We start from the raw sequence: 24,814 nt of genomic DNA, 5'->3' as shown, positions 1-24,814 counted from the left end.
TATCTGATCCATTCGGGCATAGACCCTGCACATGAGCTTGGCTGGCCTCCACCCTTTCGATAGGCCGTACGAAGGACTGCTTGGGGCACAGACCCTGTGAGACATGAGAGGGTAAACCACGAAAGTGTTTGGTGGAGATCCGAGGTGCGTACCAAAATCTAGAAGGCGGTGCTACACCGTCTGGTTTGGTACACCCTCAAACGGGTCCGCCCACTCACATCACACATTTTGCGGTCTGGGTACGCAAGGAGTCAAATGCGAAATCGTGCGATTGAGTGAGAAAAACGAAGAAAAACCTACTTTCCCTGAGAGAGATGTTCCAAGGAATAGATATCCGTTGTCTGGCGACCTTTGTTCGTGGTAGCCGCAAAATCTTGCAGGACTTTATCGGTACCCGAATCCTTCCATTGTTCGATGTTCCACCCCCCGTTGGAACCCAGCAAGTTTTTATAGAGATAGTAGGGGCTTGGCCCGGCCACGGTCCAGGACACCGCCAACTGAAATTTATGGTTGGTAAGGTTCGAGGTATAGGCCGCTGCCTGTTCGCCTTGGACCTGGACATTAATACCAATGTTCCGCAACTGGGAGGCAATCAGAGAACACGCCGTGTTCCAATCCGACCAACCGGGGACAATTTGCAATGTGAAAGAGAGCTCCTGGCCACTCGGTGACACAACAATCCCCTGGCTGTTCTTTTTAAATCCGGCCTTCTCCAGGATCTGTACGGCCTTTTTCGGGTCATAGGTGAATTTAGTGTTCTTTAGCTTCGGATCGACCCAGTCCTGATTGTTGGGAAGGACCAGACCCGTCGGACTGGCGACATCTACATATCCGTCCTCCGCCTTTTGCACCAACTCTTGGCGATTGATACCCAGACTGATGGCCTCTCGAACCGGCAACTGTTTTAACAGCGGATCGTTTAAATTGGCATACAGCATGACAACATCATTGGGCGGGAACCAGTGCCGATTATTGGGATCCTTTGATGTATAAACACTATCAATGTTTGGAATGAAAATTCCCGACCAATCCACGTCGCGCTTCACCAACGCCATCGTCTCCGCGTCGTTGCTCGCATAAGCCAACATTTCCACCGTTTTGACGCGCGGCCTACCCAAGTAGTACGCGTTATTTGCTTGATACTTGATGACTTGAGGACTAAAGCTGGAGAGTTCATAGGGTCCCGTGCCGACTGGCTTTTGCACCACGGCTTTGGTAGGATCCCCCAATCCGGACCAGATGTGCTCGGGCACAATGGGCGTGCCGAGTATGTACCAAGCAAATGGCACATTCGGCTGTTTGAAATGAAACGTGACTTCGTAATCTCCCTGCGCCGATATCGACGTGAGTTGGTTCCAAATTCCATTGGTGTCTGTGGCGGGGTATTTCTTCAAAAGGTCGAAGGTAAATGTTACATCCTTGGCTGTAAAGCGCTTTCCATCTGTCCATGTGACGTTGTGTCGCAACTGCACGGTCAGAGTCTTGTTCCCATTACTCCACTTGTAGGAGGACGCGAGCAACCCGTATTGTTGTGAACCCACAGGATTGAAATAGAACAGCGACTCGTAAATGAGCCCGTTGGTCCCTGGAGCCATACTGCTCTGAAAGGGATTGAACACATTCTGAAAATCCCCACTAACCCCCGGCCCAATTTTAAGAACATCAGAAGCCGATGCAGATCCGTTCTGCGATTGGGATGTTGCTGCCTGGTTCTGGGCATCTTTGGTCGCGGTGCTCGGTCCGGATCCGCAACCTGCGACGGTTAAAGCCGTTCCCAACGAGAGCATGATCATCCATTGCCACTTGAATAACACGGTCACAACCCCCACCTTTGGTTTCGTTCGGTGTCAAGCCGACCTAACGAATTCGAATACCTGGAATCCCGCGTACATCGATGCCTTTCCTCATGGTCTGGCGTCGAGTTCAACCACACCTCACTCCGGACCTATGTCCTCCTGGGCGGTGCGCAACTTTCTCGAACCACCAGTCTAGGCGTCAATCGTATGTATTCGGTTCCCCGGTCACCCGCGTCTTCCATCAACCTCAACAACATCTCGGCAGCCCGTTCTCCTTTTTGCACGACGTCCTGATGTACCGTCGTGAGCGCCGGGATGGCATAGGGGGATTGACGCAAATCGTCAAAGCCGATAACGGAAACATCGCTCGGCACCTGCAAACCACATTCGTAAAAACCGCGCAGGAGCCCTAGCGCCAAGGCATCTCCTGTGGTAACGACGGCAGTGTAATCCCTGCGGTCGGCCAATCGATGCGCCAGTTGCCGACCTGCCTCGAATGAAATGTCCGTTTCAATCAGTAGGTCTGGGTCCACCGTCAGACCGCTGGCCTCCATCGCTTCTTTGTAACCCTGAAACCGCTCGTTCTCGACCCCACCCGGAATCAGCTTCGATGAGGCAAACAAGACTTTCCGGTGTCCAAGAGCCAAGACGTGCTGGGTCGCCAAATACGTTCCATACCTGTCATCCAAATTTACAAGATTGACGTCCTTGTCCTCCAAGTAGCTGTCCACAAAGACGACCGGAATCCCTAATTGAAGAATCGGATCTACGAATTCCATGAAGCTAAACGCACCAATGATGAGAAGGCCGTCAATGTTTCGCTCGTCGGCCAGGTGGATGTCATCCAGGGATGAGATCCCCTTGAGGATGACGTCGAACCCTTTCTCATCCACCACATTCGAGACACCGCTGACAAATTCCCAATAATACGGGTTGCTGTTCGTGCCCATGACAAACCCTGGAACCAGAATCGCAAGCAAACGCGACGTCTTCTGCCTGAGGGTTCTCGCCGACGCATTCACCTTAAAATTCGTTTCTTCCACGATGGATAGAACGGTTTCGATGGTGCTTTTGGCGACACGCCCGGTCCCATTGAGCACATTCGATACAGTGGCCGTCGAAACCCCCGCCATCCGAGCAACGTCTCTAATTGTTAAGGGACGATCCGAACGACCTTCCGGCACCACGCACCCCTCCGCACTCACTTGCTTATTCGTTTTATCACCCAAGTTTCCTGATTCAGTAGTGAAACCTCCTTCCTAATCAGTCGATTTGATTAAACGTTTAATCACGAATACATTAACACTGATATTGTGCCAATGCAAACGCTAGGTGATCAATTTAGACTTGCCAGATGATAACGTGGGGAAGAAGGAAGATGACCCTTCCACGAAAAAAACCAGCCGACGGGTTTCCCATCGGCTGGCAATCAGCTGACATCTCATTACATGTCAAAATCGTCCATACCCGCGCCCGGGTTGGGGGCTGGTTTCTCCTTCTCCGGTTTGTCGGCGACGACCGCCTCGGTGGTGAGGAACATGGCCGCCACGCTGGCCGCGTTCTGCAGGGCCGAGCGCGTGACTTTGGCCGGATCGACAATGCCTGCCTGAATCATGTCGACCCACTCACCGGTTGCGGCGTTGTAACCGATACCGACCGGCTCTTTCTTCAAGCGCTCGACGATGACCGACCCCTCGACACCGGCGTTCTCGGCAATCTGGCGCACCGGGGCTTCCAGGGCCTTGCGGACCAAGTTGACACCGGTTAACTCGTCGCCCTCCGCGCTGATTGCATCCAGCGCCTGAATGGCATTGACGAGCGCCGTGCCACCGCCGGCCACGATGCCTTCCTCGACAGCTGCGCGGGTGGCGTTGAGGGCGTCCTCCATGCGCAGCTTCTTTTCCTTCAGCTCGGTCTCGGTCGCGGCACCGACCTTGATGACGGCAACGCCGCCGGACAGTTTGGCCAAGCGCTCCTGCAGCTTCTCACGGTCGAAGTCGGACGTGGTCTCCTCAATCTGGACCTTAATCTGCTGGATGCGCGCCCCGATGTCCTTCTTGTCACCCGCGCCGTCGACGATGATGGTGTTGTCCTTGTCCACCTTGACCTGGCGTGCACGGCCCAGCTGGCCTAGCTGCGTGTTCTTCAGCTCTAGGCCCAGTTCTTCGGAAATCACCTGACCGCCCGTCAGGATGGCAATGTCCTGCAGCATCGCCTTGCGTCGGTCACCAAAGCCAGGCGCCTTCACGGCCACAGCGTTGAACACACCACGCAGCTTGTTGACCACCAGCGTCGCCAGGGCCTCGCCTTCCACATCCTCGGCAATCAGGAGCAACGGTTTGCTGGTCTGGACCACCCGTTCCAACACCGGCAGGATTTCTTGGATGTTGCTGACCTTTTTATCGGTGATGAGGATGTACGGATCGTCCAGGACGGCTTCCATCTTATCCTTGTCGCTGACCATGTAGGGTGATATGTAGCCGCGATCAAACTGCATGCCTTCGACCACTTCGAGTTCCGTGGTAAAGCCCTTCGACTCCTCCACGGTGATGACGCCGTCCTTGCCCACCTTTTCCATCGCGTCGGCAATCATTTCGCCAATTTCGGAGTCTCCGGCCGAGATACCGGCCACCTGCGCGATGTTGGCTCTGCCTTCGACCGGTTTGGCAACCTTTTTAATCTCCGCGACGGCGGCGTTGACGGCCTTCTCAATACCCTTCTTGAGCACCATCGGGTTGGCGCCAGCCGCGACGTTTTTCAGGCCTTCGCGAATCATCGCCTGGGCCAGCACGGTGGCCGTGGTGGTTCCGTCGCCAGCCACGTCGTTGGTCTTCGTCGCCACCTCTTTGACCAACTGGGCGCCCATCTTCTCAAACGTGTTCTCCAGCTCAATCTCCTTCGCGATGGTCACACCATCGTTGGTAATCAGGGGCGATCCGAACTTTTTCTCGAGCACGACGTTGCGGCCCTTCGGGCCGAGCGTCACCTTGACCGCATCCGCGAGCGCGTCGACGCCGCGCAGCATCGACCGCCGTGCATCCTCTTGGAACTTGATGATTTTGGCCATCTCGGTCCCTCCTCGAAACACGTCTGCGGATTGCTCCCCTTGCCTGTGAAGCAGAAACAGGGGGAAAGGCTGTTACCTCGACTTATTTCTCGACGATTGCCAAAATATCGCTCTCACGTAGAATCAGCAGTTCTTCGTCGTTCACCTTAACCTCGGTCCCGGCATACTTCGAGTACAACACACGGTCGCCGACCTTTACATCCAGCTCCACCCGCTTGCCGTCCTCCAACCGTCCCGGGCCGACCGCAATCACTTCAGCCTCTTGCGGCTTCTCCTTGGCCGTGTCTGGAAGGACGATGCCACTGGCCGTTTTTTCTTCCCGTTCCACCGGCCGAACCACAACCCGATCCGCTAACGGACGCAGGGAATGCTTGGTGAATGTCGCGCTCATGCCCCAACCTCCAATTCCATCGGTTAGTCGGTTATTAGCACTCAATATACATGAGTGCTAAACTCAAGACCTATAATACGAACCGCTGCTAGAAGGATGCAAGCGCTGCAAACGTGAGCCACGTCGTCTCCGTTGGAATGTGAGCGAGCCATCTCAAGAAGGTTTTTTCTTTCCCGCTGAAATCGGAGAAAATCACGAATCACGACCTCATTTCGCGGTTGAGCCTAAAGATGAAGGGGATTATCTTAAAATTTATAACACTATCTGCAGCGCTGCTGGGGTGAAGACCACATGAACCACACCGCGTTTTACCGAATTGCCACAATGGGCATGTGACCGTACGTCCAGTACGGCCTCAGCGAGACGCCCATCTTGGCATCTGTAGAATCAGGCTTTTCTTTTCCGAACTATGACTGGGGCACCGCTGGCACCGGTTTGCGTCCGGCCTGCCGCTTTTGCCGCTCATGCGTAATCCGCCGCCAGAGTAAGAGCAAAAACACAAACAGGGCGAAGGCGTACACGGCTTTCGCCGCAGGATGCACGGTGTCTGTGCCCGTCAGGAAACCGTGCAGCGTAACGACGACGAACATCGGCAGGGAAACATAGTGAATCCCACGCCAGACCTTGACCCCGATTCTTTCTCGGTAATACGAGGTCACGATCAAAGCCAACCAAGTATACAGTGCCAATACACCAAACCCGGTTGCCAGTGGCCGGTAGGGACTCATAAATGGCACCAGCAAGGATAACAAGGTAAAGTGGACGGTCGTATCCAGTCGCAGCCCCCACAGATGGAACAACAAAAACGGGAACACCATGGCCGCCATGTACTGGTGCAACTGTGTAATCAGCTTTCGCAGTTTCCATTGATCCCATAGGGAACTGCTTGCGGAAAGGCCCAACAGAACGCCAAACGTGAGCAATCCATACGCGATAAACCCAGCCGACCTGGCCATATGCCAATAAAACAGGTTCTGCGCACTGATTCCTGGATTCAACCAGCGAACGCCCAGACACGAGCCAACCAAAATGGCCAGCGTCACGACAAGAAAGAATTTAAAGGGAAACCGTTGATGTTCGTTTATGACTTCCACGATTGGATCACCTCACCGGTTTGTCGAACGATTATCCAATCACTTCCTTTGACCCCTTGTAGCCACGCACAGGCTTCGTCCGCACCCAACATCAACGCCACCTTGGCTTGAACCTCGGCCTGCACGATATCGGGATGTATCACCGTGCAAGAGATAATGTCTGTTTCAACAGGACAGCCTAAAAACGGATCGATGATATGGTGAACCCATCGTCCGTCTTGCTTCCATTTTCTGCGATAGGTACCACTCGTACAGACCGCGAGGTTGGCAACCTGTAGCGTCAGCAAGGATTGCTCTGGATGAAACGGATCTGCGATGGAGACCGACCACGGTTTGTCACCGTTTTGCCCATGACAAATCATGTCTCCTCCGCCATTGAGGACAAACTGATAAAGTTGCTTTGCCATGACAACCTGTGCGGCTTGCTGGACAATCCAGGACTTCGCGATGCCCCCCAGGTCCAATTTGTACCCAGGCTGTAACCAGACCCGACTCTCGTGAATATCCAACTCATACGGACACTCGGCAGGCGGGATATACGGGAGTTCAACCACCGGACGAGCTCCGTCGCGCGATGCGTCGATCTCGTCAAATGAGACATCATAGCCGATGGACTCCAGGACGCCGGCCAAACAAGGATTGAAGAACCCCGCTGTTTCCTCGAACGTTCGCTTGGCCAGCTGTAAAACTTCCATCGTTTTACGGCTCACACTCACCCAGCGACCGGGGTTATGGTTGATCTGCCAAAGCTCGCTGTCCGACCGAAAACGAGACAACAAACCTTCCAGATCCAGAATGGTCGACTTAACGGTGTCTTGTACACCTTCTCGCCACTGGTCATCCGGTACAATGAGTTCGACCCAAGTCCCCATCGCTTGAAACCGTTCGTATCTCATCGCTAACCCTACTTGTGCGTCCTTAGGATGCCGAAGAAGTGGTTACGGGCGGGCTTGGTGGAGTTTCGACAGGTGAACTCATCCCTGTGCCTTGGTCACTTTGTCCCGTTCTTGAACCGGAAGAACCGACTGGTGACGAACTATCCGAGCCCTGATGACTGTGAGCCTGTAATTGAGTGACGGATTGCTTTCTCAAGGATAGTCGCATCGCATGCAAGGTCCGCTCATCGACTTTCCCCGTCTCAGGGAGTCCTCGCTGCGCCTGAAAGGCTTTTACGGCCTGAGCCGTGATTGGCCCATAGTAGTCTGTAATTGCATGGTGAAAGAAGCCGAGTCGTGAGAGGTGCCTTTGGATGGCGCTGACCTGCGGGCCGCGCGACCCTATCTGATACAGTACGTGCGAACTCGAGTCTGTCGAGCTCATCGAATGGCCATGGTTGGAAGCTGTGGTGCTCTGCGCCGGCACCGAGTGATGTTTCAGTGCCTGACCCATGCTGTGCCACATGGTGAAAAAACCACTAAAGGCGACGACTGGGGTTGTCCATGAAAGTGTAGTCAGCCATATTCGGATTTTACGCTCCCGCTGTCTACGGGCCGCCAGTTTTTCCTCATTGGTTGACATGATCTCACCTCGATATACGCACCTTACACACCGGAGTTCAAAAAAACCTCGAACCAATTGCATGTGCCTTCCGCTGTGGTATCTCGTACTTTCACCTCGACAGGATTCGTATCGATCCGCCCGCTTTCCTTTCCATCGGACCTCCTAACCCTTTCGAGACAGACTTTGAGGCGATTAAGGTGAGCCTGACCGGAGTGGACCAGGTGTGGCCCAAACATGGTCAACTCGCATCCTTACCTATACCCACCCATGACGCCGCGGCCGGGTTTATTGGCTCCGATTTGTACATCTTTGGCGGTGGACAATCGTCTTCGTACAACACGATATGGCGCAGTGCCTACGGGCACACGACACGGGTTGGAAGACTGTCACAGCCGCTGTCGGATGCCTCCTGTGTGCCGTATACATGGGACAACGTCAAGGGGCTATTGCTCATCGGCGGATACAACGGTGTGCAGCCCAACCGGGAGGTTCAATTTGTCCATATAAGTCACGGACACTTGCAGTGGACGCCCCTGTTTACCCTCCCCCAAGGAACTCGTTATCCAGCCGTCGCGGTTGCAGGTAGACGCGTTTACATTGTGGGAGGTGAATCGACACAAGGAGTTCCTGATGCGCATGTGTGGGTGTGGGATGGAACGGCCACCATACAGTATCCAACGTTTACGCCATCCAGGAAACGGATGGAACAACGAAGGAGTTAAATAGCCTCCCGCTTCCCATGGCGGATATGGGCTATACGCAGCAGAGGGGAGTTGGGTATTTGGCAGGAGGATGGATTCATGAAACGTACTGTCAAGCACCTCACGTTTGCCGTCTTGTTCGGAGGTACTCTCCTTTTAACCGGGTGCGCAACCAACACCACCACGACAGCAAACCATTATGCTCGTCACCGAGATTGGTGAAAGCTACGTCGATCGGCTTGATAAAAACGGAGAACTGCTCTATTCCGTCCATGTCCCCAATGTCTCGTATCCGTCGGACGCACAATTGTTGAAAAACGGCGACGTCCTGGTGGCCGACTACAGCACACCAGGTCGTATTGAGGAACTCACCCCGAAGGGCAAAGTAGTCTGGAAATATTATCAAGCGTCAGGGGCTGGTGAGCTATCCAAGCCGTCTTTGGCCATCCCCTTGCCGAACGGGGATGTCGCCGTGAACGACGACTATAACGATCGCGTCGTCATCATTGATCCCAAAAAGAATAAGATTGTGTGGCAATATGGGCACACCGGGCATTCAGGAACCGCCCCCGGTTATTTGAACGTTCCCGATGGGATGAACTTCATCCCTGCCACTTGGCACTTGCCTACGGCGTGAACCCAGAAATTCCCAAATCTAATCTCTACATGATTTCGCCTTCCGTCTATCATAGAACAGGGCTGGAAGAGTTCCAGCCCCGTTCTCTCTTTGGACAACCGGCTCTATGCGTTCTGATGACTGCGCGCTCCCTTTCTGTATCCGGACTTCTTACGGTCGATTCCACGTTGCGGAATTTTGTCCCAAGGTCTCGACGCCGAGAAAATCCGAGACGTCGGCCGCCGTCGCGGTCGGTGGCCACACCGACAGGTCGAACGGGAAGTCTGACCCCGGCAGCACCCGTTCGGCCCCGGCCACCTCAGTCAACAGCCGGATAGCCCGTTCATCCCACAGGACGTTATCGTAATAAAACCGCTTGAGGTATTCGGACGGACGCATGGACAATGTCGCCCGCACAGCGGGCCACACGCTCCATCCTTGGTCCATCCGCCCCAACTGATACGGCAGGAATCCACCTCCGTGCGCCAATAGCCAGCGAATGCGCGGGTAGTTGTCCAAGAGGCCGCTGAGCACCAAATCTGCAGCGCAGAGGGTAGTTTCCCAGGGGACACCAATTAAGTTCGGCATGCGCCGGCGTTGGATACGCGCATCCGTGTTGAGCAGGGGGTGAATGAACAAAATCGCTGCCGCTCTGTCGGCCGCTTCCAGGAGCGGCGTAAATGGCTCATCGCTGAACAACTGGCCCGCGCAGCCCGGCCCGAGGATAGCACCCTTGAGGCCGTTGGACAGTGCCCGCTCCAATTCCCGAGCGGCCCACTCCGGCCGGTTCAGTGGCAGGGTGGCGAGTGCGCTGAGCCGGTCCGGATGCTTGCCCACCCAGGCGGCCAAGCTGTCGTTATACACGCGGGCCGCCTCCAAGGTCAACTCCGGCTCCGCCTCATACAAGAACAACTGCGGCACGGGTGAGACAAGGGAGTGGATAACCCCAGCCTCCGCTTGCGCGGCCAGGTACCGGTCAGCTTCCACGAATTCCGGCTTTAGCTCAAATCCCCAGCGACCGTTGACCGTTAAAAACGGCGCCTTGTCCGCCTCTCGCTCGGCGAGGACCGTATCCACCCGCGCCTCCGCCTGCAACCATTCCATCACCGGCGACGGGATGAAGTGCGTATGTACATCGTACAGCTTCCGGCCGCCCGTCAACCCGGTCGCATCCCCTGTCCCACTCATGACTGTCGCTCCGACATCGGTTTGCCGCCCACCGCCCAGTGCTCCTTCGGCAACTCATAGAGCAGCACCCGAATCGATTCCGTCGGGCTGCCCAGGGCGCGATGCACCGCTTCCGTCACCTCGGTAATCAATTGGCGCTTGGCGGCTTCGGATCGACCTTCGAGAATGTGCAGCTGCACCAACGGCATGCCAATCCCTCCTCGCTCTACTCGTGGATGTGCAAACGGATTTCGCCCAGGCCGTCGAATTCCACCGTCACGTCGTCCCCGGCGTGTAAGTGAATCGCCTCCGTGATGCCCCCGGTCAAGACCACCATGCCTGGTTCAATCGCCTGGTCCACCTTCGCCAGCATGCGCGCGAGTTGCACCACCGCACGCACCGGGTGGCCAAGCACCGCAGCCCCCGCACCGGTCTGCTTCACCTCACCGTTTTGCCGCAGCACGACTCCAATCTCGTCCCAGGCACAGTGATACGGCGAATACGCCTGATCCGCCAGCAGAAAGCGCGCGAATGACGCATTGTCCGCCACTACGTCGACTAGTGTGAACGAGAAGTTGCGGTAGCGGCTGTCGATGACCTCCACCGCCGGCACGACACATTCGGTGGCGAGCCACACGTCGCGCGCGGTCACACGCGGACCCTCCAGGCGGTGCTTGAAGACAAACGCCAACTCGGGCTCCACGCGCGGGTGAATCAGCCCAGTGAGCGATAACTCCTCGTCAAACAACTCCTTCTGCCCAAACAGCCGACCATAAATCGGCTCGTCCACGCCGACCGACACCTGCTTCGCGCGGCTGGTCAGTCCCATCTTCCATCCAGCCAGGGTGTCACCAGCCTTGAGTGCCCGGTCCGTGTTCAGACGCTGGATTTCATACGCATCGTCCACCGTCAACCCCGGGTAGCGCACGGTCAACTTATCCAATTCTTGCGCCTGTTCCTGATGCTGCCATACTTCCTCGGCAATCGCCTGCAAGTCCATCCTTGTTCGCTCCCTTGCCGCTTTTGGGTCGTGGCCATGGTCGATCCGTTTGCGACGCGGCCACGGGGACACGCCGTCTCGGTCTAATCCTACGCCTTACTTCTACAAAATTACTTCTGCAAAGCCAGTTCCGATCCATTCTTTGCGGCGGCCAGTTGGACAGCCACGTCGACAATCATATCCTCCTGCCCGCCGACCACCTTGCGCTTGCCCAGCTCGACCAAGATATCGCGCGCATCGACGCCAAACCGCTTGGCCGCGCGCTCGGCGTGAAGGAGGAAACTCGAATAGACGCCCGCATAGCCCAAGGTCAGGCTGGCCCTGTCCGTCCGCACCGGACGCTCGATGCGCGGTCCGAGTACGTCCTCCGCCGCGTCCATGGCCTGGTACAGATTCACTCCGGTCTCAATGCCCGACTTTTCACAGGCCGCGATGAACACTTCGAGCGGGGTGTTGCCTGCTCCTGCACCCAATCCGGCGAGACTGGCGTCAATGCGGACCGCGCCGGCGCGTACCGCCGCCAACGAGTTCGCCACCGAGCAGCCCAGGTTATTGTGCGCGTGGAACCCGACCTGCACCTCATCCGGGAGGGCATTCCGGATGGCCGACACCTTCTCCGTCACCTCGTCCATCAGCATCGCGCCGGCCGAGTCGACGATGTAGACGCAGTGGGCGCCGTAACTGGCCATTTTCTTTGCTTCTTCGACTAAGACGGGAGTCTCCGTCATGTGCGAGAGCATTAAGAAACCGACGACGTCCAGACCGAGTTTGCGCGCCTCGCCGATATGCTGTTCCGAGATGTCCGCCTCGGTCGAGTGGGTCGCCACGCGCACCGCCTGAATGCCGCAATCCACAGCCCGTTTGAGATGCTCGATAGTGCCGATACCCGGCAACAGCAGGGCCGCGACCTTGGTATTGGGGGCCGCTTCACAGACCGCGCGCAGGTACGCCTCCTCGTCCTCCTTGGCAAATCCGTACTGAATCGAGCTACCACCGAGACCATCCCCATGCGTCGCCTCAATCAGCGCCACCCCGGTCTGGTCGAGAGCGGCGGCAATGGCTCGCGCGTCCTCCAGGCTAAACTGGTGGCGGACGGCGTGCATCCCGTCGCGTAGTGTCACGTCCGTGACGAAAATCCGCTTCTCGTCTGCCATCTCCCTCACCCTTTCACCACAGACAGCCGGTGTTTGGCGTACTCCTCGCCAAACTTCACGGCCGCTGCCGTCATGATGTCGAGATTGCCCGCGTACACCGGTAGGTAGTCGCCCAACCCCTCGACCTCAATCGAGACACTGACCACGTTGCCGTCGAGAATCGGATCGCGATTCAGACGGTAGCCCGAGACATAGGTCTGCACGTGACGCACCATATCGGCAATCGAATCACACACCTGGTGGAAAACATCCTGGGTCGGCTCGTCAATCATGCAATAAATCGTATCGCGCATCAGAATCGGTGGGTCTGCCGGGTTCAGGATGATGATGGCCTTGCCCTTGCGCGCCTGGCCAATCACCTGCAACGCCTTCCCGGTGGTTTCAGTGAACTCGTCGATGTTCTGACGCGTGCCCGGACCGGCCGAACGGCTCGAGATGGTGGCGACAATCTCCGCGTACTCCACCCCGACCACACGGCTCACCGCGTAGACAATCGGCACCGTCGCCTGCCCCCCGCAGGTGACCATGTTGACGTTGGGTGAATCCAGGTGCTCAGCCAGGTTTACTGCAGCAATGACGTACGGTCCGCGCGCCGCCGGCGTCAGGTCAATCGCCTGAATCCCCGCTTCCAAGAGCAGCTTGGCGTGGCGTACGTGCGCCTTCGCGCTGGTGGCGTCAAACACCACATCGGGGCGTACCCCAGCGTCCAGTACCGCCTTGAGTCCCTCCGCCGATGTCTCGAGCCCCGCCGCGCGGGCCCGGCGCAGCCCGTCCGATTCCGGGTCAATCCCTATCATCCAACGCGGCTCCAGCCACTCGCTGCGCTGGAGTTTGACCATCAGGTCGGTGCCGATGTTGCCAGAACCGACAATCGCCGCCTTCAACTTGCTCATGACCGCCCGTCTCCTTTCGCTTCCATCCAGACCAGTCCTGTCTGCTTCGGCTCGCCGATGGTCGCTTCGACCGTGCCCAAGCGACCGAACGACACCGACACCCGTTGCCCCGGCCGCACGGGCACCGCGGCACTGATGGCGCCCGAGAGCACCACATCGCCTGCGCGCATGGTCGTACCCAGGGCCGCTAAGGTGTTCGCCAGCCAGGCTACCGACTGCGCCGGGTGGCCGAGCACCGCCGCACCGGCTCCGGTTTGAACAACCTCCCCGTCCACGCGCAGGATGCCGCCAACGGTGGCCAAGTTGACCCCGGTTACCGGGGTTGCCGTATCGCCCAGGACAAAACACCCGGACGAGGCGTTGTCGGCAATGGTGTCCGCCAGTTGAATCTTCCAGTCGGCAATCCGGCTGTCGATGACTTCAATCGCCGGAACGACGTAGTCGGTGGCGCCCAATACGTCCTGTACGGTGAGGTTCTGCCCGTCCAAATCGGCCTTGAGGACAAACGCCAGCTCCGGCTCCACCTTCGGCTGATAGAGCGGGAAGTCCACGACGTCCCCGTTCTCGTAATACATGGAGTGGAGCAGGTGGCCAAAGTCGGGCTGGTGAACGCCCAGCATCTCCTGCATCGGCCGGCTGGTCAACCCCACCTTGTAGCCCACCACCGCATCCCCATAGGTGCGCTTTCGCTGGATGTTGCGGATTTGAATCCGGTAGGCCTGTTCCTGTGTCAAATCCGGGTATTCCGAGGTCAGCGGTGCAATGGGCCGGCCGTTTTGCTCCGCGTCCCAGAGCAAATCCGCCAGGGACTCAATGACAGCCTCCGTGTCTTTGTGAGCCATCCGCGCCACCTCCTTCAATGCAGAGCCCCTTACAACTTCACGCAGACGTTCTTCAGCTCCGAGTAAAACTCAAAGCTATGGACGCCGCCTTCGCGGCCGATGCCGCTCTCTTTCATGCCGCCAAACGGGGTGCGCAGGTCGCGCAAGAACCAGGTGTTGATCCAGATGATGCCCGCCTCCAACTCACCCGCCACCCGGTGTGCCCGCTTCAGGTTCGTCGTCCAAATCGTCGCGCTCAGCCCATAGTGCGTATCATTCGCGGCGGCGATGACCTCTTCCTCCGTATCAAACGGCTGAATCGTCACCACCGGACCGAACACTTCCTGGCGGACAATTTCGCACGATCCGTCCACATCCACGATAATGGTGGGCTCAAGGAAGTACCCGCGCTCCATGTGCGCCGGCCGCTTGCCGCCAAGGAGGATGCGGCCGCCCTCGGCCACCGCCCGTTCGATGAATCCTTCCACCCGTTCCAGGTGCTCTTTACTGATGAGCGCGCCGACATTCGTCGCGGAATCGAACGGATCGCCCACACGAAGCTGCGCCGCCCGGTCGGCAAACTTCGCGACAAACTCTTCATAGAGCGGCCGCTCCACATAGATGCGCGATCCGCAGAGACACACCTCGCCCTGGTTGCTGAAAGAAGAGCGCAGGGTCACGTCAATGGCGTCGTCCACGTCCGCGTCGGCGAAGATGATGTTCGGGTTCTTACCGCCCAGCTCGAACGACAGCCGCTTCAGGCTGCCCGCAGCCGCCTTCATCACCGCCTTGCCGGTGGTGGTCTCGCCGGTCAGCGAGATCAGGTTCACGTCCGGGTGCTCGGTCAAGAAGGACCCGGCTGCGTCTGGACCAAACCCGTGCACCACGTTCAGCACGCCATCGGGCAGTCCCGCTTCCTGGCAGATTTCCGCCAACTTGGTAGCGGTGGTCGGCGTCAACTCGGCCGGCTTGATGACGCACGTGTTCCCCGCCGCCAAACACGGTGCCACCTTCCAGGTCAACAACAAGAGCGGCAGATTCCACGGCGAGATCAGCCCCGCCACCCCGACCGGGCGGCGCAGGGCATAGTTGAGGGCCACACCGTCCATCTCGAAACACTCGGTGCCAAGCCCCTTGACGAAGTCGGCAAAGAAGCGGAAGTTGGCCGCCGCGCGAGGGATGTCCAGTGACTTGGAGAGGGAGAGAGGCTTACCCGTGTCCAAGGTCTCCAGCCGCGCCAACTCCTCCACGCGCTCATCAATGAGGTCGGCGATGCGGTTTAAGATTTTGGCCCGCTCGGCCGCCGGTGTCTTCCCCCAGGCGCGAAACGCGCGTCTAGCCGCCGCCACCGCCTGGTCAATCTCCTCGCGGCCGCCTTCGGCCACCTGGCCGATGACCTCACCCGTGGCCGGGTTCACGTTGTCAAAGAAACGTCCAGACTTGGACTCGACAAACTTTCCATCAATGAAGTGCAAAATCTTTTCCATAGTACGTTCTCCTCTCCGACTCCTTGGCTCCGATCTTGCGGTCGATTCATGCCACAGGGTGCAGCGTCAACACCGGATTCCCCGATCCGGATGAAGGCCCGTACCCGTGCAATTGCCCTTTAAACAGGTCGTTATAGTTGGTTTCCAGAACTCCGAGCAGCATGGCGACGTGGCGCCCACCCGATTCCAGCGTGGCCGCCCGGGCGTATGAGGGCAGCATCTCGGTGGCCGCCTTCAGGTCCCCTTCCACCAGGCGCTGACAAAACTCCTTGTCCAGGGCCTGCTCGGTCCGATTCGGCCAGTTCTGTGCCCCTCGACGCAGGTTGTGGGCCAGGGCCCCGCTGGCTACGAACACGGCGCGCAGCGGCGACTCGCGCAGCACCTGACCGATGACGCGGCCCCACTCCTGCGTCTCCTCCAGCGAAGCCGCCCAGCATACGGACAGGTCAACAACCGGAATTTTGCGCCGAGGCAAAAGGTAACGCAGCGGTACCACCGTACCGTAGTCCCAGATATAGGACGGATCGTCAATGCCGACGACGGACAAGCCGGCCTCCTTGCCGGCGGTGACCAGGGCACGGGCCAACTCTGGATGCCCCTCGTGGTCGTACGGCACATCGCTGATGAGGTCCGGGCACTCTACGGCCGTCAGAATACCTTTATGACGGGCGGTCGCATCGACGTAATGCTCAAAACTCGACATCCAGTGACAGGACACCAACACCATCACGTCCGCCTGCACCTGTTCAATGATGTCGGCCGTCTTGCGCATGGCCTCCACCATCGGGCGTTGGAATTCCGGAATGCGGTCTTCATGGCAGATGCGTGGGGTGTGGGGAGAAATCATGGCCAACTCGAGACTCATCGCTCATACCCCTCCTGATTTTTCTCAGTGTCCAGAAAGGAGGCCGTACAGGAAGCTCTCTACTTTTGGGACACCTTGGTTCCGGGTGGCAACTTGAATTTGCGGAGAGGCGTACCCACGGTGCTGATTCCAGAACCGAGCATCACGAGCCTCCCCAAGGCAACCCATGTATTCGCTTTCTGGGGTGATCTTAGCACCGCCTGGTGATGGGCGAATAGTCGCTTGTTCCTCTATACGAAACCGACGCAAGACATATCGATCTTCAAACGATACCATCTCCATCATGCAGATGGAACGCGTGAACCGACGAAATCACAAATCAGCTCTCGCGTCATATCTGAACCTCTGACTGGGACTCAAGCTGATTCTGACGGCCGCGTAACGTGCGAGAGAAAAAGCTGAGAATCCCGCACATGGCCAACAGTATTCCTGACGCGAGGAAGACAGGAGAAGGTGCTATCGCGCCCATTAACCAGGATCCGATAAGCAGCCCCAACGGTTGCCCGATCCCGGCAAAAAGACCAAAACTGGCCATAACACGACCACGAAGCTCTTCAGGTGAAAGTAACTGTAATGCAGTAAACAACGGGATATTTAACATGGTTATAACTATCGAAGCAAGTGTTAATGCAATGATGGATTCTATTAAACTCGCGGCGATTGGCATACTGGCGAGTGATAGGCCGGAACCAACAAGCGCAATGAACGACAGTTGCCATAACCGCAATCTCCTCGATGCCCAGGCCGACACGACTGAGCCAACCACGCCTCCCACTGCATATGCCGCCTCTAGATATCCATACCCCTGCAATCCTGCGTGGAGAACCGACCGACTGAATACGACTGTAAGAACCCCCGCTGGACCGCTGACAAAATTGATTAGGAGTACGAAGAGGCCAAACATCCGAATGGCCGGTCGGTTCCAAATGAATTGTAGCCCTGCAAAACTGTCTTTTACGAATCCCCACACTCCCTTGCGGCCCTTTGCACGAAGGGCCGGAATAGGCAGTACTAAAATAGATAAAGCAGATATTAAAAATGAACATCCATCTGCAACAACTGCACCTACTGGATATAGAATGGCCACGATTATGCCCCCAATGGCGTAGCCCAGGAGGCTGATAATCCCAGACGTTGCGGATAGTAAGCTATTTGCAATCGGCAATAGTTTTTCAGAGTTTGGGAGCACTCTCGGAAGGGCGGCATTCTGTGCTGGACCAAAAAGATATCCAGCCAGTGTGAGAAAAAATGTGGCCACATAGATACCGACCGTATCGACCCGGTGTACGGTCATCAATAAAGCTACAAGCAACACTACAGCGGCCCGAAAGACGTCACTCCCAACTAGCACAACTTTCTTATGCAACCGGTCAGCAATCGTGGCGAACGGTTGAAATACCACCAAGGCTGTCAACATTGGGATGACCACAACGACGGCGGTACTCATTGGCGAATTTGTTTTCTCGAGTACATACCACATGGTGGCCATAGAGAACAACATGTCCCCTAACAAAGAGATAACCCTGCCAATCAAAAAAACCAAGAAACTTGGCGTCTTAGCCAGTTGATAGTAGGAAGACTTTAAAGAAAACGTGCTCTCTTCACCCACGCTTTACGTCACTCCTCGGGATTAGACACGAACAGCACGGACTTGAAACGCTGGTGCGTAGAGCTCAAGTTAGTCCGAAAATCCAATGTCCGATAGGATATCATCAAAGACGGTTTCTATTTCCAAACGCGAATTACATCGTCTATATATTGAACCCGCTTCCATAACATTCGTCTGATTTTGCTGAGCCCACATGAAAGACGACCATATGAGTTGAGCTGTGGATGCCACATTGATTCTCGAAGCTCGTTCCCACTGTATAGTTCCTAGAGTCGCGAAATTTAGGACGTGAAATTCATCCACAGGGTTGCCATCTGCAAGAAGATGCAAAGAAGGTTTTCCCAAAGTGGCTAGCTCCGCAAGGGTTGTATATGATCCCCGTCCTACGGTTAGACGGGCTGAATGCACTAATGCTGCAATGTCACTTACAAAGTCTCGAACGACAACACTGTTCATTCCCTTTGCTCTAACATATGCTTCGAAATACTCGCGCATACCGGGAACTACAAGCATTGTATTTAATTCCTTTCCCTGTTCGGATAGAACAAAGAGTGCATCGAGAATCTTTTGGATCTCCCGTATAAACGCTCTGGTTTTACCTCCCATAGTTATAACAACATCAAATTCTGGTTCCCAATCTGGTTTTGCATCGATATAAGGGACAAAGCTATCACGAATGATCGGACCGATAAACTTCACCTTTGACCGTAGGGGAGCGGGCACCTTGTGAAACGGTTCCATATCTAAAAGCAAGACTTTTTCTGCCATGCACATGAGACTGTCAAGTGAGCGATAGAGAGGGGTATCAAGCCCTAGTTCCGAGAAGAACCAGTGCGTCAGTAGTATGCATGGAATGGAACGAAATTTTGCTGCCGGTGGGGCTAAAAACACCTCATCCGAGAGTATAATTTGTGGGGAAAGCAAGTCTATGACGCGGTGGATTTCTGGAATTACAATTTGCGCTTGCATCTCGCTGTCTTCTGTTATTTGTAAGCGAGAGAACTCGAAAACCGAATTACTAATAAGCGATGCCCCGTCGCCATAAGATGCAAATACAATGTCAAGCCTCGGGAACCGCTCTCTTAACCATAATGCTATTTGAATATCGACGACAGCGTGGCCGAAGCCACGCCCCCGACTTAGATATAAAAGCCTCATACTCATACCCCAACTTTTTGTAGTTTGTTTTTCATCTTAGTTTTCGAGAGTCAACCGTTTTCGATGTTCACTCGCACCATTCTTGAACCCGGTCAGAAGTTCATCAAGTAAAAAGTTGAAATTCGATGTCATATTTCTCAATCGCCAGAGGAATAAGCCAATTCCCGCGGCACCCGTTGAAAAGTCTGCGCTAAAGCGATAAAGGAGTTCCCCAGGAAAAAGAACATGATCATCTCGCTGAACCTTAAACAAACTTATTCCACGCGCAATCGCTTTTGCAACATCTAAAGCATCACTATCGCCCATCAGCATATGATAATCAAGCAACAGATTGCCTAGCCCTGCCAATCCAGAAAACAAACTGGGAAATACAGTATACTTCCGTTTGACGTCTGGAAGGATATCACTAAGCATAAGCACTAGCTCTGGATCTTTGGTAACAACAGCATACCTAATCAGAGTAGTACAGATACCAGCAGATCCGTAACGCCAGTAGGGAGAAACAATTTGACCGCCTGGTTCTTCCGGAAAGGAGATGTATCCCCCCTGTTGAGGCACACCAAACGCTATGTCGGCCTTTAACGCATTAACACCGATATCCAAGAACCGTTTCTCTCTCGTACCGAGATACAAATACAAGAGAAACAAAGCGATCCCCGCATTGCCTCTTGCATATCCTAGGAACCTGCGTCCGTCAGGGGAAAGCCAATATGGTCCATTCTCATCCCACTTGGCAACACTAGTGAGAAACGTCCCTACATCAAGGGCAGTCTTTAGAAATTCCGATTGCCCGGTCTTCATCCAAAAATACAAATTCGCTAACCCGAATCCAGATACACCGTGTTCTATGTCCGCGCACTCCAATAACAATGGATGGTTTCCCGCCAACTTTATAACTTCCATTGCTTCATCATAGAGACCGATTTCATACATCGCCCACCCTATTCCAGATAACCCATGATAAAGACTTGGAGTATACGTTTTAGTACTAAGCTCTTGGGATCTGATCCAGTCTTTATAAGCGTCTGGAACTTCTCCACTAATAAGATTCAAGGCGTAGACTACCCCCAAGGCTCCATGAGCCACACCAAGTGGGTTACTGAGCGCGGGATCACTTGGAAACAGTCGATCTGTCCGAGCGAGTGTTGCGGTACGTTTTACGCCTAGGATCAGCTGTTGCAAGAGTACATCTATGTCGGTGTCGGAAATACCTCGAAACCTAGGAAGCTTGGACATTCCATTTACACTATAGGTCGCGAGCTCGATTCGTGGTATTCTTTTTTGTTCTTCGTCACTTTCTCGTTGCTTGGTATTATTGAGCAACCGACCAATCGCGAGTCGAATACTCGAAGGTAAACCATAATCGAATTCTAGTTCTTCCAGAAAATGAAACGGGATAGACGACAATTCAAACATGCCATTTATAGGCAGGATCATCCAGAATAGTAGGCAACCCAATGAATAATAATCATCCTCGAATGTAGGGGCGAATCTGGTCCTTCGTTCCTTTCCAGAGAACCCGATGGTAAAGAAGCTAATACCACTAGGTTCCCCTAGTAAAGTAGCTGCATCCAAATCTATGAGTTTTGGATTTCCGTCCTCATCTATCACTATGTTATCCGCGGACAGGTCTCCAAGAACGACACCTTCATTATGAATGGTTTCAACAGCCTCTTGTATCCTGACCGCGAGGTCCATGTTACGTTGTAGCTTCTGTAACATAGATTGAAACTCACCAGAACCTTTCAAGCCACTCGGAGCAAATGGAACTAATGAAAGGGGTTGACCTGCTACGAACTCTCGTACAAGAAACACATGTTCCCATTCCTGAAAGAAGTCTATGACGCGCGGTACTACCCCAGTACCTTGTAGTTTAGTAAGTACCCGCCATTCATTTTCTCGAATCGAGCGTGCATCGTTACCTTTGGCATCACAGTCTGTATAAGGGCGAGCCTCCTTAATTATAACCTCAGTACCAATTTGGTTATCCAATGCGAGATATACGCCACCCGCGTTAGAGAAATGGATAGCTTGCAATATCAAATAGCGATCGTCCTTCAAGGTTAGTATTCCATTATCCTCCTGATTGCTCTCAGGCTCATTTCCAAACGGATCTCTTACCCATGGAGGTAACAAAAAAAACGGCTCACGTCTATCAACCCACTCTGTCCCATCTGGTGATACCAATATAGTCTCCTTCCGGCCATCGTACCGGAGACGGGTAACGGGATTTATACCACCATAACGATAATAAAGCACCTTTGAGTCTTTATATCGTTTATCAGATAAAATGTACGGCCCAGAGACATCTTTCAGCTCCGCATAGAGAAGTTCAAGCAGTTGCGCGCATTGCTCTGTACTTTGCGGGTATATTGTTATAAATTTTCCAGCCCCCCCTCGAACCCATTCGCGCGAATTAATCGTACGTAGCATTACTGAGTCGACCGCGAATTTCATCGCCGCTCGGTGCTTTATTACGACGGATAACACTCCTTGAAGAATCGTAAGGGCATCAACGAGTGTGCTTGACACGTGAATCTTCCAACCCTGTTGTGGCAGCTTTATCCCAGGCGGAAACAGGTTGTACCAAATGGAATTTCGAGCGATTTCCCAATCAACAGGAAGCTTTTCCTTTACAAGATTGAGAAAGTCATCTCGAGGGATATACGAATCGGGGGAATCATAGAAGTCGGTACTAGCTATCATGTGAACTCTTGCGTTGCGGAATTTCTCTAATTGACGCTCGTTACGGCGGATATCCGCAATAGACATCTAAACCACTGCCCCTTTTCGATAACATTCATTGATGAACAATCGCCATCATTCAGCTACTGATGTGACTATTTATTTTACAGAGTAGGCCATGCAGTGTTAGGGCACCGGATATGTTAGAAAGTGGGGGTTGTGCCGACAGATAGAAGGATAAAAGTGCTAAACTATCGTTTCAGCAACAAACACACCCCACACTAAACGCACTGCTAAAGGCGTTGGCGAGTCCCCAAAAGAAGTCGTCATCGGAGTAGATCGGAAGCGCTTGCAGAGACAGTACGCGTGTCATGTCGCTCACCTCCCCAAAACTACAAATAGAGAGTCATAACATCTTCCTTCTCCGCCTACATTCGCACATCCCCCACATACGCTATAATAATATAACAACAACAAATATTATCAACAATTTGTGATCACACGATTAAAACCTAACCGAAAGGGATTGAGATCACTCATCTCTAAATCTAGCCGAAGGGATCGTCGTGCGTATGTCCATGGAAAGCCGCCGAGAGTACCTTGCTGATGCCCGAGAGCGCTACTACAAGGCCAAATCCAGGCCCCAGAAATCCCAGATTATAGACGAGGTCGTAACCACCCTCGGGTATGCGAGAAAGTACGCCATCACCGTCCTCCGCCATCCCCATAAGCCCACGGTAAGTTATCATGAACATTGTTCGGCTCCACGTCAGAATTCCGTAGGTTAATTGGCCATACTGATATTTGTTAACACCAATGCCAATCAGAGCTACATTTTGAGGGAGCCGATAATATGAAGCATAGCACAAAGTATGTTAGTTTAGACGTTTCCAAGGATTTTATCGCAGTGGCCATTGCTGATGAAGGACGAGGTAATCCCAGGTATTTTGGTCAGATTCCAAACAACGAAGAATCGATTCGTAAGCTTATCAAAAAGTTGGATGAGGAAGAATGCGAGCTCAATTTCTGTTACGAGGCTGGTCCAACAGGTTATGGGTTGTATCCTTACCGCGTTAGGAATCGAATGTTGCGTCGTCGCTCCATCTTTAATCCCAACACGTGCGAGAGACCGAATGAAGACGGACCGGCGCGATGCAATTCGACGAGCTCAATTATAAAGGGCTGGCGAGCTTACGCCCATTTACATTCCAACAGAGGAAGATGAAGCCCTGCGTGATCTCGTGCGAGCCAGAGAAGTAACAAAAGAAGACCAACTAAGGGCACGGTATAGGTCACTTTTAAGCCCCGTAATCGAATTGGACAATCTCCCTCATCCATGAGACTATGGGATCAGGAGGTTGTTCAAGTGGAACGTCGGAAATTTACTGCAGAGTTCAAACGCCAAGTTGTCGAACAGGCCATTGCTGCCGGAAACAATTCCGTAGTGGCTCGGAAGTACGATATTCGCCCCAATGTTGTGAGTAAATGGGTCCGCCAGTATAAGGCTGGCCAAGCCTTGCAAGGCAGTCATCCGAAGGGGAACGCCACTCATGTTACCCAGCAGGAGCACGCTCAACTCGTAGCGGAAAACCGTGAATTGGACAAGCAAAATGCGCATCTGAAGCAGCTTTTGGGCGAAAAAGACCTTGAAATTGCGATTTTGCGTGACCTGCTAAAAAAACAGAGCCCTCACTTGCAGATAAAGTAGCCGTTGCGCACAAGTGGATCACAGCCGGGTATAACGTTACTCTCGTGCTGCGCATCGTGGGGGTCTCTCGATCCACTTATTATTACCAGTTGACGCACGAACCAAGGCCACATACCACCTCGGGTGGCCGCCCGATTCCCGGGTATTCACTGACTACGGAGGACCGCAAGGTCAGTGATGAGCAGATCAAGGAATGGATTCTGGAGGCCATTTCCGGCGATGGTTACGCTTACGGGTACCGCAAGCTCACCCACATGCTCAGGCAAGACCATGGGCTGGTGGTCAACGAGAAGAAGGTCTACCGCCTGTGTAAGGAACTGAATATCCTGCGGCCGCAACGGAAACTCCGTCAAAAACACCCGAGGAAGCTGGCACAGAACCGCACCATCACGGCGCCAAACCAGCTCTGGGAGGTGGACGTCAAGTGTGAATACATCGCAGGAGAGGACCGTCTCTTCTTCGTGCTGTCGTATATCGACGTGTATGACAGGCAGATTGTGGGATACCATATTGGTCTTACCTGCGAAGCCAGGCATGCCGCCGAAACGTTTCGAGCAGCCCTGTGGAAGCGTCAGATTCTTCAGCGTAATCTCCTGTTGCCCATCATCCGTTCGGATAATGGCCCGCAGTTCGTGAGCCATTTGTTTGAAGCGGAGTGTGGACGCCGGAATATCATCCACGAGCGTATACCGCCTAAGACGCCGAATATGAACGCCTACATCGAGTCGTATCACAGGCTCCTGGAGGATGAGTGCTTGTCAATGTACGAGTTTCAGACCTACGCAGAAGCGTACCAGGCGGTTGTGGAGTTCGTGACCCGATATAACAACCGTCGGCTGCATTCGAGCCTGCACTACCTGCCTCCGTCGGAGTTTTACCGCCGTCATGTCGAGACAGGGCTCGAGCCTAGACGCCCTGTGAGGGTGTGACGCACGCCGGTGCGTATCCAGGGCCTTTGCCCCTAACTCCCCAAAGCCAGAGGGAGGAGGGGCAGTCAAGGGGGACCGAAGGTTCAGCGACAGCGACCTTTGACGGACCGACGACCGATGGCAATTTATAGTCAAGGGCAAAGGTCGAAAGAAAAACTACGAAAGAGCTCAAT

At 54.4% G+C, this 24,814-nt stretch carries 23 protein-coding genes; 5 read left to right on the top strand and 18 right to left on the bottom strand.

The features are described 5' to 3' along the window. Nucleotides 1-296 precede the first annotated feature (296 nt). From H522_RS18105 to H522_RS22500, 7 genes are all read right to left on the bottom strand, one after another. Nucleotides 297-1,814, bottom strand: a complete 1,518-nt coding sequence (locus H522_RS18105) for an ABC transporter substrate-binding protein (RefSeq protein WP_155836256.1) — start codon at nt 1,812-1,814, stop codon at nt 297-299. 131 nt (nt 1,815-1,945) lie between these two features. Continuing rightward, on the bottom strand, nt 1,946-2,980 hold the full coding sequence (locus H522_RS0107260; RefSeq protein WP_155836253.1) for a LacI family DNA-binding transcriptional regulator: 1,035 nt from the start codon (nt 2,978-2,980) through the stop codon (nt 1,946-1,948). 260 nt (nt 2,981-3,240) lie between these two features. Further along, nucleotides 3,241-4,863, bottom strand: a complete 1,623-nt coding sequence (groL, locus tag H522_RS0107255) for a chaperonin GroEL (RefSeq protein ID WP_026961823.1) — start codon at nt 4,861-4,863, stop codon at nt 3,241-3,243. Between the two features lie 82 nt (nt 4,864-4,945). Further along, nucleotides 4,946-5,254 carry a co-chaperone GroES gene (groES, locus tag H522_RS0107250; RefSeq protein ID WP_026961822.1) on the bottom strand — a complete coding sequence of 103 codons (309 nt, stop codon included), beginning with the start codon at nt 5,252-5,254 and terminating at the stop codon, nt 4,946-4,948. Between the two features lie 407 nt (nt 5,255-5,661). Continuing rightward, entirely contained in the window at nt 5,662-6,348 is a 687-nt protein-coding gene (locus H522_RS0107245) for a ferric reductase-like transmembrane domain-containing protein (protein WP_026961821.1), read from the bottom strand. Further along, nucleotides 6,336-7,244 (bottom strand): FAD:protein FMN transferase, encoded by a 909-nt coding sequence (locus H522_RS18100; RefSeq protein WP_051343998.1) that lies wholly within the window; start codon nt 7,242-7,244, stop codon nt 6,336-6,338. The genes H522_RS0107245 and H522_RS18100 overlap by 13 nt, the downstream gene beginning before the upstream one ends. Before the next feature lie 22 nt (nt 7,245-7,266). Then, nucleotides 7,267-7,668 (bottom strand): peptidoglycan-binding domain-containing protein, encoded by a 402-nt coding sequence (locus H522_RS22500; protein WP_425387009.1) that lies wholly within the window; start codon nt 7,666-7,668, stop codon nt 7,267-7,269. A 377-nt stretch (nt 7,669-8,045) separates the two neighbouring features. Between H522_RS22500 and H522_RS21460 the strand changes: the two genes are divergently transcribed. The 3 genes from H522_RS21460 to H522_RS18095 all read left to right on the top strand — a co-directional run bounded on the left by H522_RS21460 (nt 8,046) and on the right by H522_RS18095 (nt 9,186). After that, on the top strand, nt 8,046-8,570 hold the full coding sequence (locus H522_RS21460) for a Kelch repeat-containing protein (protein WP_155836251.1): 525 nt from the start codon (nt 8,046-8,048) through the stop codon (nt 8,568-8,570). A gap of 78 nt (nt 8,571-8,648) precedes the next feature. After that, complete coding sequence (locus H522_RS22315; protein WP_281173082.1) at nt 8,649-8,771, top strand: hypothetical protein; 123 nt, start codon at nt 8,649-8,651, stop codon at nt 8,769-8,771. Continuing rightward, the gene (locus tag H522_RS18095) at nt 8,749-9,186 is read left to right on the top strand and encodes an NHL repeat-containing protein (RefSeq protein ID WP_051343997.1); all 438 of its coding nucleotides are present in this window, start codon (nt 8,749-8,751) and stop codon (nt 9,184-9,186) included. The genes H522_RS22315 and H522_RS18095 overlap by 23 nt, the downstream gene beginning before the upstream one ends. A gap of 150 nt (nt 9,187-9,336) precedes the next feature. Here H522_RS18095 and H522_RS18090 read toward each other — a convergent pair whose 3' ends face one another. The 11 genes from H522_RS18090 to lanKC all read right to left on the bottom strand — a co-directional run bounded on the left by H522_RS18090 (nt 9,337) and on the right by lanKC (nt 22,091). Beyond that, nucleotides 9,337-10,353, bottom strand: coding sequence for an amidohydrolase family protein (locus H522_RS18090; RefSeq protein ID WP_245578048.1), 1,017 nt, complete (start codon nt 10,351-10,353; stop codon nt 9,337-9,339). After that, nucleotides 10,350-10,541 carry a 2-hydroxymuconate tautomerase gene (locus H522_RS0107225; RefSeq protein ID WP_026961820.1) on the bottom strand — a complete coding sequence of 64 codons (192 nt, stop codon included), beginning with the start codon at nt 10,539-10,541 and terminating at the stop codon, nt 10,350-10,352. Before H522_RS0107225 ends, H522_RS18090 begins: the two co-directional genes overlap by 4 nt. 17 nt (nt 10,542-10,558) lie before the next feature. Then, nucleotides 10,559-11,332: a 2-keto-4-pentenoate hydratase gene (locus H522_RS0107220; protein WP_026961819.1), complete on the bottom strand. Its 774-nt coding sequence runs from the start codon at nt 11,330-11,332 to the stop codon at nt 10,559-10,561. Between the two features lie 110 nt (nt 11,333-11,442). Beyond that, complete coding sequence (gene dmpG / locus H522_RS0107215; RefSeq protein ID WP_026961818.1) at nt 11,443-12,486, bottom strand: 4-hydroxy-2-oxovalerate aldolase; 1,044 nt, start codon at nt 12,484-12,486, stop codon at nt 11,443-11,445. A 5-nt stretch (nt 12,487-12,491) separates the two neighbouring features. Next, nucleotides 12,492-13,379, bottom strand: a complete 888-nt coding sequence (locus tag H522_RS0107210; RefSeq protein ID WP_026961817.1) for an acetaldehyde dehydrogenase (acetylating) — start codon at nt 13,377-13,379, stop codon at nt 12,492-12,494. Beyond that, nucleotides 13,376-14,221 (bottom strand): 2-keto-4-pentenoate hydratase, encoded by an 846-nt coding sequence (locus tag H522_RS18085; protein ID WP_051343996.1) that lies wholly within the window; start codon nt 14,219-14,221, stop codon nt 13,376-13,378. Before H522_RS18085 ends, H522_RS0107210 begins: the two co-directional genes overlap by 4 nt. 29 nt (nt 14,222-14,250) lie before the next feature. Continuing rightward, entirely contained in the window at nt 14,251-15,687 is a 1,437-nt protein-coding gene (locus H522_RS0107200) for an aldehyde dehydrogenase (protein WP_026961816.1), read from the bottom strand. Between the two features lie 46 nt (nt 15,688-15,733). After that, nucleotides 15,734-16,552: a DODA-type extradiol aromatic ring-opening family dioxygenase gene (locus H522_RS0107195; RefSeq protein WP_026961815.1), complete on the bottom strand. Its 819-nt coding sequence runs from the start codon at nt 16,550-16,552 to the stop codon at nt 15,734-15,736. Nucleotides 16,553-16,883: 331 nt separating this feature from the next. Continuing rightward, nucleotides 16,884-18,161 (bottom strand): MFS transporter, encoded by a 1,278-nt coding sequence (locus H522_RS0107190; protein ID WP_026961814.1) that lies wholly within the window; start codon nt 18,159-18,161, stop codon nt 16,884-16,886. Between the two features lie 69 nt (nt 18,162-18,230). After that, nucleotides 18,231-19,130 carry a glycosyltransferase family protein gene (locus H522_RS0107185; RefSeq protein WP_162143488.1) on the bottom strand — a complete coding sequence of 300 codons (900 nt, stop codon included), beginning with the start codon at nt 19,128-19,130 and terminating at the stop codon, nt 18,231-18,233. 225 nt (nt 19,131-19,355) lie between these two features. Further along, a complete protein-coding gene (lanKC, locus tag H522_RS0107180) occupies nt 19,356-22,091 on the bottom strand; it encodes a class III lanthionine synthetase LanKC (RefSeq protein ID WP_026961812.1) in 2,736 nt (911 codons plus the stop codon). 1,279 nt (nt 22,092-23,370) lie between these two features. On the opposite strand from lanKC, the gene H522_RS0107170 reads away from it, so the two are divergent. Together H522_RS0107170 and H522_RS0107165 are read left to right on the top strand one after the other, a co-directional pair. Beyond that, on the top strand, nt 23,371-23,712 hold the full coding sequence (locus H522_RS0107170) for a transposase (RefSeq protein WP_026961810.1): 342 nt from the start codon (nt 23,371-23,373) through the stop codon (nt 23,710-23,712). A gap of 17 nt (nt 23,713-23,729) precedes the next feature. After that, complete coding sequence (locus H522_RS0107165) at nt 23,730-24,641, top strand: IS3 family transposase (RefSeq protein ID WP_035452962.1); 912 nt, start codon at nt 23,730-23,732, stop codon at nt 24,639-24,641. Nucleotides 24,642-24,814 lie beyond the last annotated feature (173 nt).

The sequence above is a fragment of the Alicyclobacillus herbarius DSM 13609 genome (genome assembly GCF_000430585.1).
GTDB classification, from domain to species: Bacteria; Bacillota; Bacilli; order Alicyclobacillales; family Alicyclobacillaceae; genus Alicyclobacillus_G; species Alicyclobacillus_G herbarius.
Note: the sequence above shows the minus strand (reverse complement) of the source record. Positions and strands in the feature narration are given on the sequence as shown.